This window comes from Steroidobacter sp., assembly GCF_016790065.1.
Taxonomy (GTDB): domain Bacteria; phylum Pseudomonadota; class Gammaproteobacteria; order Steroidobacterales; family Steroidobacteraceae; genus Steroidobacter.
The window spans coordinates 1-14,859 of record NZ_JAEUPY010000139.1 but is presented as its reverse complement, the minus strand read 5'-3'; the positions used below and the strand labels follow the sequence as shown (position 1 = coordinate 14,859).

9 protein-coding genes are annotated in these 14,859 nt (G+C 61.3%); 8 read left to right on the top strand and 1 reads right to left on the bottom strand.

Features of this window, described 5'->3' with window-relative positions; all coding sequences use genetic code 11:
- A partial coding sequence (locus JNL55_RS05950) for an RNA polymerase sigma factor (RefSeq protein ID WP_293850649.1) occupies positions 1–360 on the bottom strand: 360 nt, incomplete at its 3' end.
- Positions 361–544: 184 nt separating this feature from the next.
- Here JNL55_RS05950 and JNL55_RS05945 point away from each other — a divergent pair.
- The 8 genes from JNL55_RS05945 to JNL55_RS05910 all read left to right on the top strand — a co-directional run bounded on the left by JNL55_RS05945 (position 545) and on the right by JNL55_RS05910 (position 14,806).
- Complete coding sequence (locus JNL55_RS05945; protein WP_293850646.1) at positions 545–3,049, top strand: TonB-dependent siderophore receptor; 2,505 nt, start codon at positions 545–547, stop codon at positions 3,047–3,049.
- Between the two features lie 12 nt (positions 3,050–3,061).
- Entirely contained in the window at positions 3,062–4,687 is a 1,626-nt protein-coding gene (locus tag JNL55_RS05940) for a serine hydrolase (protein ID WP_293850644.1), read from the top strand.
- The gene (locus JNL55_RS05935) at positions 4,684–5,778 is read left to right on the top strand and encodes a dipeptidase (protein WP_293850641.1); all 1,095 of its coding nucleotides are present in this window, start codon (positions 4,684–4,686) and stop codon (positions 5,776–5,778) included. Before JNL55_RS05940 ends, JNL55_RS05935 begins: the two co-directional genes overlap by 4 nt.
- A 131-nt stretch (positions 5,779–5,909) precedes the next feature.
- The gene (locus JNL55_RS05930) at positions 5,910–6,509 is read left to right on the top strand and encodes an RNA polymerase sigma factor (RefSeq protein ID WP_293850638.1); all 600 of its coding nucleotides are present in this window, start codon (positions 5,910–5,912) and stop codon (positions 6,507–6,509) included.
- 2 nt (positions 6,510–6,511) lie between these two features.
- Positions 6,512–7,537, top strand: coding sequence for a FecR family protein (locus JNL55_RS05925; RefSeq protein WP_293850635.1), 1,026 nt, complete (start codon positions 6,512–6,514; stop codon positions 7,535–7,537).
- An 84-nt stretch (positions 7,538–7,621) separates the two neighbouring features.
- A complete protein-coding gene (locus JNL55_RS05920) occupies positions 7,622–10,042 on the top strand; it encodes a TonB-dependent siderophore receptor (RefSeq protein WP_293850632.1) in 2,421 nt (806 codons plus the stop codon).
- Positions 10,043–10,121: 79 nt separating this feature from the next.
- Positions 10,122–11,588 (top strand): serine hydrolase domain-containing protein, encoded by a 1,467-nt coding sequence (locus JNL55_RS05915; protein WP_293850630.1) that lies wholly within the window; start codon positions 10,122–10,124, stop codon positions 11,586–11,588.
- Positions 11,588–14,806, top strand: coding sequence for an amidohydrolase family protein (locus tag JNL55_RS05910; protein ID WP_293850627.1), 3,219 nt, complete (start codon positions 11,588–11,590; stop codon positions 14,804–14,806). Before JNL55_RS05915 ends, JNL55_RS05910 begins: the two co-directional genes overlap by 1 nt.
- Positions 14,807–14,859 lie beyond the last annotated feature (53 nt).

Here is a 14,859-nt window from a genome sequence, read left to right as displayed (position 1 = left end):
GAGGTTCGCCGGGTCGATGGCCTTGTTGGCCTCGAGGTCGAACAGGGCCGAATCGATGCTCAGGACCTCCAGCTCTCGCCGCCGTCGCAGCCGGAACTCGTACACCACGTTCTGGGCCACCCGGAACAGATAGCTCCTGGGTTTGAGCACCACCTCGATGTCGGGGAGCTGGTAGTAGCGGACATAGGTCTCCTGGGCCAGATCGAGCGCGTCCTGCGCGTTGCGCAGATGCCTCATCAGAAAGCGGTGCAGAGTCGCCCAGTACTCGTGGGTACTCACGTCATCGGAGCGTTGCTCCTCCTGCAAGTCTTCATCGCCCCTGCGCGACACCACGCCTGCACCTCGCTGAATCGACGCCACTCTCAAGCTAATGAGGGGTTCTAAGGTAAAACTACAACAGCAATTGCTCGGGTAGTCTGCCTGGCCACCAAATCTTGCAGTTGCTGTTGTGTAATTGCCCGCGAAGTCCTCTGTAGCTGATATCCGAGCTGCTGGCATGGCTCGGTGACGGACGGGTTGGAACAATAACTTGGGGACGGCAACGATGAAGAAGCAACGCGTGGTCTGGATGGCGGCTGGGCTCATGGCAGCCGGCACCGCGGCTTTGGCAAACGAGGCGCCCGCCAACGCCGGGCGGGCAGTGCAGGTCGACGTGCAGTCGCAGCCGATGATCGATGCGCTCAACCAGCTGGCGACGCAGGCGGGCCTGCGCATCGTGTTTTACACCGAGATCACCAGTGGCGTCACCGCCCCGCGGCTGGTCGGCAGCTATACGCCGGAGCAGGCGCTGAAAAAACTGCTGGAGGCGTCCGATCTCGAATACACGTTTACCAATGCGCGCACGGTGGAGATACGCAGCGCCGGAGCCAGCCCGGGCATTCGGCCGACCGCATGGCTGGCGACCGGAAACTCGATCCAGTTGGCGCAGGCGGCCAACGGGGCGCAGAACGAGCGTGAACAAATCACCGAGGTGATCGTGCAAGGCGTGCGCTTCCACGATCAGGAAGCCGGCACTGCGCTCAAGGTGCCGATGGCCATCAAGGATATTCCGCAGACCGTGATCGCGATCACCGGCGATGTGATGGACGTGGCCGCTATCAAGGAATTCCAGGATGTGTACAAGGTCGACCCGACCGGCGGCAGCATTCATCGCACCGACAACTGGACCATCAATTTCTTTCGTGGCTTCCGGCAGCAGAGCGACAACGCGCTGAAGATCGACGGCTTCCGCTTGCGCAGCGGCATCAGCGTCGACCTGGCCGCCTTCGAACGGCTGGAGCTGGTGAAGGGCGCCACCTCGACCATGTATGGACAGAACTCGGTGGCCGGTACGCTCAATGCCATCTCCAAGATGCCCAAGAGCGAGTTCGGTGGCGAGTTCAAGGCGGAGGTCGGTAGTTTCGATCATTACCGGATCGATGCCGATGTCTACGGTCCTATCAACGAGGACGGCACACTTGCGTATCGCGCGGTTGCCGCGCGGCTGGATGAAGAATCGTTCCTGGACTATGCGAGCAAGAAAACGACGGTGTTCTCGCCGACGCTGCGCTACCAGATCGGCACGGATACTTCGGTGTACGCGCGGGTGAACTACCAGGAGGCAGATGTAGCGCCGCAGTGGGGCGCCGGCTTGCAGTATCTCGGCGACATCCTCGACGGTTTTGCCAACGGCTTCGATCCTGACTTGCTGGTGATACCGAAGCTGCCACGCTCGCATTTCAACGGCGCGAGTTGGAACAAATCGCATTTCGAGTCGACGCTGATGCACGCCGGCCTGGAGCATCGCTTCGACAATGGCTGGAAGCTGCGCGCGAACCTGCAGCACAACGAACAGAATTTCATCGTGCATCAGGAAATGGCCGGCAATTTCCAAGCCGATGGCGTGCCGCTGAGCGCTTTCAACGAGCGCAACGACAATCGCTTCACGCTGGATGGCGGCGAGATCAATCTGTTCGGCGACATCGAAGCCTTCGGCCGCGCGCACACCGTGTTCCTGGGCGTGGACTATTCATCGATCGACAATCCGTTGTTGTATTCGTCGGCCGACGTGGTCAGTCCCAGTGTGTTCGACCCGACGTTCAACACCGCCGTGTCGCCCACCGCCAGCCTGGCGGACTACACGTTTTATTTCGAGCGCCAGCTGCGGCAGAAAAGTCTCGGCGTCACCACGCAGGTTTTTATCCGACCGATCGACCGGCTCACGGTGCTGGTGGGCGGTCGCTACTCCATGGACGAGAATGGTGACAACACGCGTTCCGCAGCCGCGCTCGCCGATCTGCGGGCCACGGCCTTCGATATCGTTGATCTGGACACCGACGTATTCACATTCCAGTCGGGCGTGACCTATGCGCTGACTCCGGAACTGAACGTTTACGCCAGCTACGGCGAAACGTTCGAACCGCAGACCAGCCTGACCGCTCCGAATACTTTCTCGGATCCCGAGGAAGGCGTCGCCAAGGAGATCGGCTTGAAGGGCGTGCGTTCGAACCGCTTCTCCTATTCGCTGGCGCTGTTCGAGATGACTCGTAACAACATCACGCAGGGCCGGCCCGACTCGGTGTTCGTCGATCCGATCGGCACGCAGCGTAGCCGCGGCATCGAGGTCGAGTTTCAGGGCACCGTGCTGCCGGGTTGGGAAGTGTTCGCCGCGCTCGGCAGGATGGATGCCGAGTTCACGGACGGCGAATACCGGGGCTATCGGCCGCCTGAGGCGCCCAAATTCGGCGCCAGCTTGTTCACCAGCTACGAAGTGCAAGGCGGGGCGCTGCGTGGGTATGGCATCGGTGGCGGTGTCGTGCATCGAGCGGGTCGCGAAACTTTCTTTACCGCACTAGGCACCAACGGTTTGCCGCTGGTGTACGACTTCGGCGATTACACCGAAGTGGACTTGCGCGTGTATCGCAACGCTGAGAACTGGCGCGTGCAGTTGTCCGTGACCAATCTCTTCAACGAGCAGTACTACGCCGCGCCGCCCTATAACGGCTTCGCGTTCGGTGTCCACGTCAATCCGGCCCGGACCGTCATGGGTCAGCTCGTCTATCGCTTCTGAGGTGATGAAGCGATGATGATCACGACACGAGCTGCGGCGTGGAGCGCTGCTCTGCTAGCGTCATTGGGTGCCCCCGCAATGGCTGCGCGGGCGCCCAACGAAAACCAGAACCGCGCGCACTTGGACCGATATGTCGAGGCGGCGCGAGCTGACTGGAGGAACGTCGGCGTCGCGCTCGTCGTCGTGCAAGGCGACGCAGTCGTGTATCTGAAAGGATTCGGGCTGCGACAGATCGGCAAGCCGGAGACGGTCGATGCCGACACCTTGTTTCAGATCGGTTCCACCAGTAAGGCCATCGCCGCGGCGGCGCTCGGCGTGCTGGTCGACGCAGATAAAGTGCGTTGGGACGATCCGGTGGTGGATTACTGGCCGCAGCTGCAGCTGGGCGATCCATGGTTGACTCGAAACATCACCGTGCGGGACACGGTGACGCATCGAAGCGGCATTCAAGAGTCGCCCTATTTCGTGTTCAGCGTGATGAGTGCCGAACAGGCGATGCGCCAGCTGCGCTACATCACGCCGGAAGCTGCGTTTCGCGATTCGTACCGTTACAGCAATCTGCTGTACGGCGTAGCGGGCGAGGTCGCTGCCGCAGTCTCCGGGATGAGTTGGAATGAATTCGTCAAACAACGCCTGTTGCAGCCGTTGCAGATGAAGCGCAGCGGCGCCAGCCCGTACGAGTTCTGGGATGCCCGGTTTGTGACTCCGACTTTTCAAGGGTCGGCTGCGGAGGGGCGGCCTAACAGCAGCGACGCGCGTGATGCCAACGTCGCCATGCCGCATGTCTTGGATGCAAACGGAACGGCCACGGTGCTTGCTTGGCAGAGCTACGACAATGCGGCTGCGGCCGGCTCGATCGTTTCCTGTGCCAGCGACATGGCCAACTGGCTGCGGATGAATTTGAATGAAGGGCGGCTCGGCGAGCGTCAGATTCTAAGCACGGCGACGGTTCGTGAGTTGCATGCTACGCAAAACCTGCGCACCGACGAGTCGCGCGATCAGTTCCCTCTAGAGGGGCCCGCCGAAGGCTATGCGATGGGATGGATCCGCTCGCACTATCAAGGGCAACTGCACCTCGCGCACAGCGGCGGCATTCTTGGGTTTCCCGCATATGTCGCGCTGCTGCCGGAGCGGCGTATCGGCGTCGCGGTGTTGTCGAACAGTCCGAATCTGATTGGCGACAGTCAGGCCTTCAACAAGGCGATTGCGTTTCGCGCGTTGGATCAGCAGCTGGGTGGACCACTTCGCGATTGGAGCCAAGCGTTTCTTGCCAAGTCGCAGAGCGCCCACGAGGCAGCGCGCTCGAGCGAAGAGAAGATGCAACAGTCGCGGCTACTGAACGCGCCACCTTCGCTGCCGCTCGATCAATATGTCGGCGACTATGAAGATCGTCAGCTGCATTCCGGGCCCATCAGCATTCGGTTGGAAAATGGCCGGCTGGCTTTGCGGTTCGCCGGCGCGGGGGCGTTCTCCGGCGTACTGGAACCTTGGCATCATGATGTGTTCCGGCTGCATCCAGCGAACCGAGCGGGGCCGGGCGGATATCCCAGCTTCGGTCTCGACGCCAGCGGTAAGGTGACGTCCTTCGTTGCATTCAACGCGACGTTCGAGCGCCTGCCCGCGAAGCAGCTGCCTTGAAAACCATCATGAATCGACGCGGCTTCGTGGCGTGTGGAGTGGCGGCAGCAGTCACTGGGATGACAGCGCGAGCGACGAACGATGCCGTTGCTTCGTCCACTGAGCGTTCGACGCTGGTGGTGAATGGGTTGGATACGTCGTCGCTGACTCCGGAGTATCTGCAGTTGTTGCGCAAGGGAGGCGTGAGCTGCATGCATAGAAGCACCGGCGGCAGTCTCGACGCGTTTGCGGCCATGCTGACTTTCTTCGATCAGCACTCGGCGGAGATTGCGCCGGCGGGCAGCGTGCGTGAGATTCGGCGACTGCATCAACAGGGCAAGCTGTCGCACGTGTCGGGCTGGCAGTCGGCGGAGTCGTTGATCGTCGATGGCGAGCCTGTGCCAAAGAATTTGCGTGCGTACCATGAGTTGGGGCTGCGCCTGTGTGGCATCGCCTATAACTTCGCCAACGATTTCGGCGGCGGTTGTCTGGATCCCCAGGTCGGGCTGACGCGTGCCGGCCACCGGCTGGTCGAAGAGATTCACCGCTCGCGCATCGTGTTGGATGTGGGCGGGCATACCAACGAGCAGACCTCGTTCGAGGCGCTCGCGATCTCGGGCGGCGTGCCCGTCATTTGCAGCCATACCAACATCAAGGCGCTCAATGACAACCCCAGGTGCTCCACCGATCGGTTGCTCGAAGCCATCGCCAGGACCGGCGGTGTGATTGGTCTTACTGCTTTCAACGATTTTCACGCGCGCAAGGCGAGCGATGCGCACATCGCCCTGACGCCGCAGGTCAGCCTGCAGCGGCATCTGGATCAATACGACTACCTGAAGCGACTGGTGGGAGTGGAGCACATCGGCTTGGGCCCGGATTTCATTTCCGGCCGCAACCAGTCCGGCCGCCTGGCGCCGGAAGTCAGTCAAATCATGGTGCCCGAGGCCTACAGCCAGCAGATGCCCTGGTTCTATGTACGTGGCTTCGAGAACATTGGCGAGCTACCCAATGTGACGCAGGGGTTGCGGCAACGAGGCTGGTCCGAGGCGGAGCTTCATCAAGTGCTGGGCGAGAATTGGTTGCGGGTCTACCAGAGGGTCTGGGGCGCCTGAGGGAGGCTCACAGCCGGTGGGCGCTCCGCTGCGGCTGGCCGGCGCCGGAGAATCGAAGTATTTTAAAAAAAGAGGGCCGCTTTTTGGCCTCTCGCACGTCTTCCGGTTCCTGATCCAGCCACGCGAAGCGTATGAGTTCCAAGCCGGAGTCACCGCCGGACCCTACAGCCACCGTCCCGGAGGGCGCCAACGACGCGCCCATTCCGGCGGAACACCATGTCTTGGTGCGCCAGCTGTTTCGTGAACACAACCGTGCGCTGGTGAATTTCCTGCGGGCTCGGGTGGCTTCCGAACAGGAAGCCCAGGATGTGGCGCAGGAGGCTTATGTGAAACTTCTGCAGCTGCATGAGCCCGGCGCCATCGGCTTTCTGCGCGGCTATCTGTTCCGGATCGCCACCAATCTGACCGTGGACCGCGCCCGCCAGCGAGGCGTGCGTCATCGCTTCGTCCAGGAGAAGGCCGATGCCGGCTGGCTCGACAACCCCATCGGCATGGATCCGCCGGAAGCCTTGGCCACCAACCGTCAGCAGTTCGATCTGGCGTGCCAGGCATTGAACGAGCTACCCCCGAAGCCGCGTCAGGCGTTCGTGCGCCATGTCGTCGAAGGCTACAGCCCGCGCGAGGTGGCGCTGGAGCTCGGGGTCGACGAGCGCACGGTTCGTAAATTCATCACGCGCGCACTACTGCATTGCCGGCGATCGATGCAGGTGAGTCCGGAGCAGGGAGAATGACTATGAGTATGGAACTCGAAGACGACGTGCGTTATGGCATCGCCGCCGACTGGCTGCAGCGACTCGACGATCCGCAACTGAAACAAGAAGACATCCAGTCGTGGTTGGAATGGTTCGAAACCTCCGATGAGAACCGTAAAGCGTTCGAAGAAGTGCAGGCCCTGCGCATGCATTTCCGCGAGCTGCCGGAGCAGGATCGTGAGGAGCTGAAGCGCAGGACTCGCACGTTCAGTCTGCAGTTGGGGCGCAGAAGCGTGCCCATGTTTGCGATCGCGGCGTCGGTGTGTGCGTTGGCGCTAGCGTTCGGCTTGTGGTGGAGCGTGCAATCGCACTCGGTCGAAACGTATTTGTCCGCTCAGAATCAACATCGCGTGGTGACGCTGGACGACGGTTCGTCGCTGGTGCTCGGCGCGGATTCGGTGGTCGATGTGAGGTACTCGCCGCTGCAGCGCTCGCTTCATGTGCAACGAGGCGAGGCTTATTTCGAGGTGCGCCACAATCGGCTGCGTCCGTTCATCGTGCAGGCCGGCGACATTCGTGTGACTGCGGTCGGCACCGCGTTCAATGTGCAACGTGGCGCGAATCGAGTCACGGTGACTGTCACCGAAGGTCGAGTGAAAGTGACGCCGGGTAGTGCCGCGCCGGACAGCGAAGCGGCGGCGACTCCAGTCAACGAAAGCAACGATCTGATGCTCGCGGAAGGACAGCAAGCGGTGTTGCCGCTGATCGCGCCTGCGAGTCCGCCGATGCTGGCCAAGGCGGTGGTGGCGCAGGATTGGTCGCGCGATCGCGCTAGATTCATCAACGCACCGCTGAGCGAAATCGTGCAGGTCATCAATCGCCACGCGTCGACGCGACTTACCATCGAAGACCCTCGCGTCGCCGATCTCACTTACACAGGCACCATCTTCCGTAGCCATGTCGACGAGTGGATCTCTTCGTTGCCACAAGTCTTCCCGGTGCGCGCTGTGCCGCTCGAAGACGGCAGCGTGGCGTTGGTCAGCAAGCAGGCAGCCGCCGATCGATGATTTTTTTTTGGCCGACCCAGGGCCGGATTTGAGCGTCTCGCACGTCGTTCCCGCGAACAACAAACATTCCGGGGAGGAGATGCAATGAAGTTACGAACTTTGTCGATGCTTGCGCCGGTGGCTTTCTATTCATCCTGGGGCGCGGCTGCCGACATCGAGCAACGCCAGGTCGATTTCAAGATCGAAGCGCAGTCGTTGGCCAGTGCGCTCATTGAATTTTCCGAGCAGGCGCAGCTGCAAGTCATGTCGCAAGGTGTGGATCTCGAGGCGCGGCGCACGCCTGGAGTCACGGGTCGACTCACGGTCGGTCGTGCACTGTCTCAGTTGCTCTCCGAAAGCAGCCTGAGCTATGTCGAGACCGCGCCCAACACCATTGCCATCACCAGCGCGTCGTCGAAGACGACGTCGGCTGCCGCGTCGAATGGTTTGATCAAGATTGCACAGGCGACTTATAGCGATACGCCGCCACGTTCCGAAGCAAAGAGTTCGGTCGTGCATGAATTGGAAATCGTCACGGTGTACGGTCGCGGTGCTGCGCAGACCACTGTGCGCGAAGTGCCTCAGTCCACCACCGTGTTCGACTCGGTTGTGTTGGACTCAGTGCCTTCCCCGAGAATCGACGACGTCATCCGGTACATGCCGAGCACCAATAATCTGCTCGGCGACTTCGCCTTGGGCAACAACTTCAATGTGCGCGGTTCCTCAGCGAGCTACACCTGGAACGGCATGATTCCCAGCCCGGTAAAGCCGGGCCGGATCAGTTCGGTCAATGTCGAGCGCATCGAAGTGTTGAAAGGTCCCTCGTCGATCACGTACGGCTCGATGGCACCGGGCGCGGTCATCAACGTTGTGACCAAGCAGCCCACTGACGAGTTTTTCGCGGAAATCGATCTGCAGGGTGGTAGCTGGGACACGTATAGCGGCTCGCTCGACATCGGCGGCCCGCTGGGTGAAGCAGTCAGTGCACGAATCAACGCGTCTTACCTGGATCGTAAGACGCAGGTCGATCACTGGAAACAGGAAGCCACCTTCGTCGCGCCGGTCATCAAGTTCGATCTCTCGGACCGTACTACGCTGACGCTCGAAGGTACGTTCGACCGGTTGGAACATCCCTACGGCATCTATGACGGCCGCATTCCCGCGCCCGGCACCTTACTGCCCAACCCTAACGGCCCCATTCCGATGGCCACCAACGGCGGTTACTTCGAAGGCGTGACGCACCAGGTCGAGGAATACAGAGATGCCAGCGTGCGCTTCAGGCATGAGTTCTCGGACAGCCTCACGTTGAACGCGCAGGTAACTTACGCGGACGTGGCACGCGAAGGCGTCGACGGTTTCGGTGCGGCACTGGCAGCTAACAATCGCACCATGACGCGGACTATCACTCCTCGCGATCAAGGCACCGAAGCCTATACCGCTACTGTGAACGTCGCGGCAAAGTTCGACACCGGCGCGATCACTCATCGTGTCGTTGCGGGCGCCGACTACCTGGATTTCGAGAGCTACGGCCATCTCGGGTCGTATCGCCCGTCGGTCGGAGCCGTTCCCGCGCTTGATGTCTACAATCCCAATTACACCATTACGCAGCCGCTGATCCTGACTCGCACCACCAGCTCGCTCTTCAAATCCAACACCGCCGCGGTGTACTTGCAAGAGCGCGCCACCATCGGCGATCTGTCGTTGATCGCCGGCGCGCGTTACACCGATTCGCAAGGCGAGACTACGTCCAGAGCATTTGCTACCGGCATCGTCACTCAGTTGCCGAACACTGACGCGAAGGAGTGGTCCACGCAGCTCGGCGTACTGTACGACTTCACGGACGCCTGGACGGTCTACGCGAACCACAGCACATCGTTCCTGCCGCGCGGCGCGATTCAACTGCGCAACGGTGACTTCTATGGCAAGCCAGAAACGGCCAAGCAGATCGAAGTCGGAGCACGTTACGTGCTGCCGAACGACATGGTCGCCAGCCTGGCGTTGTATCGAATCGTGCTGCCGGACGTGCTCACGCGCGACCCGGTGGATATCAATTACTTCGTTCCCGCCGGCGAGTTGCAGTCCGAAGGTATCGAGCTGGCGCTATCCGGTCGCATCCTGCCGCAGTGGAGCACGATGCTGTCGTACGGCTACAACCCCACCGAAGTGACCAAGTCGAACCAGCCGGGGCAGAAGGGCTTGGAATTTCAGAATGCTCCGAAGCAAACGGCATCGTTGCTGACGCGCTATGACGTGAGCGGCGGTGCGTTGGACGGCTTCGGCATTTCCGCCGGCGTGAGCTATGTCGGCGACCGATTTGCGGAAGCGACCAATGTGCGTGAGCTGCCGGCTTTCACGCGAGTGGATCTCGGGCTCTACTATCGCTTGAACGATGGTCTCCAATTCAGCCTGCACGCCAACAACATCACCGATGAGGACATCTGGAGCGGCTTTCAGATTCCCATCATCATGCGTAACGCGGGCCGCAACTACATGTTCGGCGTGAAGGTCACTCCGACCGGCTTCTGACGGCCGTTCCGACGAGCGAGCACCGGGTGAGATCGCCCGGTGCTCTACCGATTCGCGTGAACCTTCCTCAGGTCGACCCATGAAGCGCATTCTTTGCTGTCTCGCTGCGTCCGTCATATTCATCGCGCCGGCTTTCGCTGAAACCGCCGGGCGCAGTTTCGAAGCCGGGATCGACAAAATATTCGCCGAGTACAACTCCACGCATTCGCCGGGCTGCGCTGTGGCAGTCATGCGTAAAGGCGAGGTTGTTCACGAGCGTGCCTATGGCATGGCGGATCTCGAACACAACGTGCCGATGACGCCGCGGACCGTCGTGCACATCGCTTCGGTCTCGAAGCAGTTCACCGCGGCCGCGATCGCGTTGCTGGAAGAGCAGGGCAAACTCTCGCCCGACGACGACGTGCGCAAGTACGTGCCGGAGTTGCCAGACTACGGCCACAAGATCGCGATCCAGCACCTCGTGCATCACACCAGCGGCCTGCGTGACTATCAGAATCTAATCAGTCTGTCGGGCCGTAGCATTTCGGAGGCGATCCCGGAAGAGGCCATCGTCGACATCCTGGCGCGGCAGAAGCAGCTCAACTTCACGCCCGGCACGCAGCACTCATACAACAACTCGGGATATTTCTTATTGGCGCTCATCGTCAAGCGCGTCAGCGGCAAGTCGCTGGCGGAGTTTGCCGCCGAGAACATTTTCGAGCCGCTGGGCATGACGCGCACTGGCTTTTATAACGGTGACCGCAGCAGCACGCCCTACAACGACGACACCGCGCAGCTCGTGCCCGATCGTGCCATGGGTTATCTCAAAGGCAATGAAGGGCTCGGGTATCGCTTGGTGCGAACCAACTTCGATTCGACCGGTGCGGCGGGCCTGCTGACCACGCTCGCGGACCTGGCGCGTTGGGAACATCATTTCTACCAGAACACCCTCGGTCAGGGCGGGCCGGCGTTGATCGAACGAGTGTTGAGTGTGCGGCCCTTGAACGACGGCACGCCGAACAACTATGCCTACGGATTGGTTCTCGATGAGTACCGCGGGCTGAAAGTCGTCATGCACAGCGGCGGGCTCGGCGGATACAGCGCGTTCCTCATGCGCTTCCCCGAACAAGGCTTCAGTGTCGCGACGTTGTGCAACCAGGGGCGCATCGCGGTTGGCGGATTGACGAGAAAGACCGCGGATCTTTATCTCGCCAGCTATCTGTCGATGCCGGCCGATACTGCCAAGCCTGCAGCGGAAGACACACCGTCGAAGCTGCCATCGCTACCGCCGCCGACCGCAGAGATCATGGCGAACTACGTGGGCGACTATGCCAGCGATGAACTCGACGCCGTGGTCCGAGTGCGTGTCGTTGACGGACAGCTGAAGGTCCGGGTGGGTTACGCACCAGCGCGTGTGCCGAAGCCGCTCGGCAAAGATCACTTCCTGTTCGACGGCGTCAATCAAATGCTCTTCAAGCGCGATGCCCGCGGCCGTGTCAGCGGCATCGAATTCAAAGCGGAACGAATCCGCAGCCTGCTCGTGCCCAGAGTGGCACAACACAAGTAATGGCAGCTTCCATGAAACATTTGTTCGTCGCGCTGATCGCGTTGTGTGTCGCTGGCCAGGCGATCGCAGACTCGCCTGTACCTTCCCGTCGTGTGCAATTCTCCACGGACGAGGGAACGTGGATGTCTCTCGATGTCTCGCCTGACGCGCGCACCATCGTCTTCGAACTGGTAGGCGATCTGTACTCGATGCCACTTGCCGGCGGCAAGGCACAGCGCTTGACCAGTGGTACGGCGTTCGATTCCCAGCCGCGATACTCGCCGGATGGCAACTCGATTGCTTTCGTGAGCGATCGCAGCGGTGCTGACAATATCTGGGTCATGGATGTACGCAGTGGCGAGGTGCGCGCGTTGACGCAGGAGAGCGGCGCGTTCTTCGTTTCTCCGGAATGGACGCCGGACGGTCAGGAGATCGTCGTGACTCGAAGCACCAAGAACGTGAGTCATGGCCGCCATTATCAGCTCTTCATCTACTCAGCCACTGGTGGCGCCGGGCGCCAACTCACGGGCGGGGTGCCCGAGCTGAAAGGCACAATCATTTCGCAAGGCGTCTTGGGTGCCGCCTTCGGCACGGATCCGCAACGAATCTTCGCGGCCGTGCAGGTCAAACCGAAATGGCCCAGCTTCGCGACCTGGCAGATCGCTGCGATCGATCGTTCGACCGGCTTCGCGGCGCCATTCACTGAAGAATTGAACAGCGCGGTCCGCCCCTTGCTCAGTCCGGATGGTCGAAGTGTGGTCTATGCCACGCGTTGGGAGAATCAATCGCGGCTCAAGCTGGTGGACTTGCAGACGCGTGAATCGCGCTGGCTGGTATCGGATATCGATCGCAGCACGCAGGAAGTCGCGCCTCGTCGCGATCTGTTGCCAGGCGCGGCGTTCTTGCCGGACAGCAGCGCGTTGATCATGACTCATCACGGCAAGTTCTGGCGGATCAATGTCCCGGACGGTGCCGCGACGGCCATTCCCTTCACTGCCGATGTCGACGTGCAGTTGGCACCGCTCGCGCAGTTTGACTATCCCATCGACGAGCAGCATGTGACGGCGCGTCGCATCGAAGCGCCGCAGTTGTCGCCTGACGGTCGCTGGCTCGCGTTTTCCGCACTCGGCCGTGTCTATGTGCAGGCTGCTACGTTCGATGGGCGAACCACTGCGCCTCGTCAGGTCAGCGCGGGCGCGGATGGTGCGTTCTTTCCTGTGTGGTCGCCGGACGGCCGCTATCTCGCGTACGTGACTTGGAATGATTCGGAGGGCGGCGGTGTGTGGCGCGTGCAGCCACGTGCTGGTTCTGCACCCGAGCGGATATCAACCGCACCCGATTTCTACGAGAAGCTTGCGTACTCACCCGATGGTCAACGAATCGTCGCGGCGCGCTCGCTGCTGGCGAAACGTTTCAGCTTCTACAACGAGAATCAGGGCATCGGGCGCGGCAATAGCCGTGAGCTGGTCTGGCTGCCTGCGAACGGTGGCGCAGCGACCCTCATTACTAACATCAACCCGGTGACTTATTGGGGCGCGTCGTCGCACTACGGTCGTCCGCATTTTGTGACGGGCGATGCCGAGCAGGTGTACTTCACCGATCCTGTGGACGGGCTGGTGTCGGTGCGATGGGATGGCTCACAGCGTCGCAGCGTCTTGCGCATCGAAGGACCTGGCTTCGCAAAACCAGAGCTGGCGACGGAGGTGTTGTTGTCGCCGGATGCGAAGCAGGTGCTCGCGTTACTCAACAATCAAGTGTGGTTGGCGGATATGCCGGCCAACCAGGCTGCGACGCCTACCATCGCGCTGCCAGCCGATGGGACAGCGACACCGCTGCGGCGCCTGAGCCGCGATGGCGGGGACTTTCCGCAGTGGAGCGCCGATGGTCGCAGCGTTTCGTGGAGTCTGGGCAGCACGTTGTTTCGTCAGCTTACGAATGTTTCCTCGCCTCGCGATCCGCAACGTCAAGAAGTGGTCTTGCGCGTGGCTCGAGATGTGCCCCGGGGCTTGATCGTCCTTCGCGGCGCGCGTGTCATCACGATGCGTGGTGACGAGGTGATCGAGAACGCTGATGTCGTCGTCACCGACAATCGAATCACCGCCGTGGGGCCGCAGGGCTCGGTGCGTGTTCCGGCGAAGGCACGCGTCATCGATGTGAGCGGCAAGACCATTCTGCCCGGTTACGTCGATGTGCATTGGCATGGCTCTCCGCCGTGGGGCGTTCATCGCACTCACCTGTGGGAGTTTCAAGTCAATCTTGCGTATGGAGTGACCAGTACGCGCGATCCGCAGCCGGCTGGAATGGATGCGCTGACGTACTCGGATCGCATCAGCAGCGGAGCGGTGCTAGGGCCGCGTCACTTCACTACGGGTCGTGGAGTATTCATTCAAGATGACATACGCAGTCTCGATGACGCTCGAGCCATCGCTCGACGATACGCGCAGTTCTATCGCACCGAGACGTTGAAGGACTACATCACCAACGCCGATCGGCAGACGATGCAGTGGTTGGCCGCAGCGTCGAGGGAATATCGCCTGACCCCGACCGCCGAAGGCAACAGCGATTTCAAGTCCAGCCTGACGCGCATCCTCGACGGTTACGCCGGTCAGGAGCACATGACGACGGCGACGAACTACTATCGCGACTTGACGCAACTGATCGCGGCCAGCGGCACCACCATCACACCGACGCTGCTGGAAGGACAGACCGGCGGACAGGATCGACTCGAGCAGTTCGTCTACGCGCACGATTTGTATCGTGATCCCAAGATCCGTCGCTTCTTTCCCGCCGAGGAGATTGAGTTCCTGAGTGTGGGTGCCAGCACCGGGCCGCTGCAGGCCAGGTACAGCACTGAAGAGCTGGTGTCCCAACCGCGTGCCGTGCTCGCCGCCGGCGGTCGCATCGCCTTGGGCGTTCACGGCGCCATGCAAGGCCTCGGCGCGCACTGGGCTCTATGGACGTTCGTCGACGGCGGCATCAGTCCTCATGCCGCCCTTCGCGCCGGCACTCTCACCGGCGCCGAAGCGATCGGCCACGGCAAAAACTTCGGCTCCATCGAAGTGGGCAAACTCGCCGACCTGCAGGTCCTGGATCGCAATCCCCTCGACGACATCCGCAACACCTTGGCGTTGCGCTACGTGATGATCAACGGCCGCTTGTTCGAAACCGACACGCTCGATCAGGTGTGGCCGGAAGCCAAGCGGATGGGGCCGCAATGGTGGCAGGTGCGTGGTGAGTGACTGCTGTGGTTCGCGTCGCGCGACGCTGGTCGTAGCTACCTCACGCAGAATCG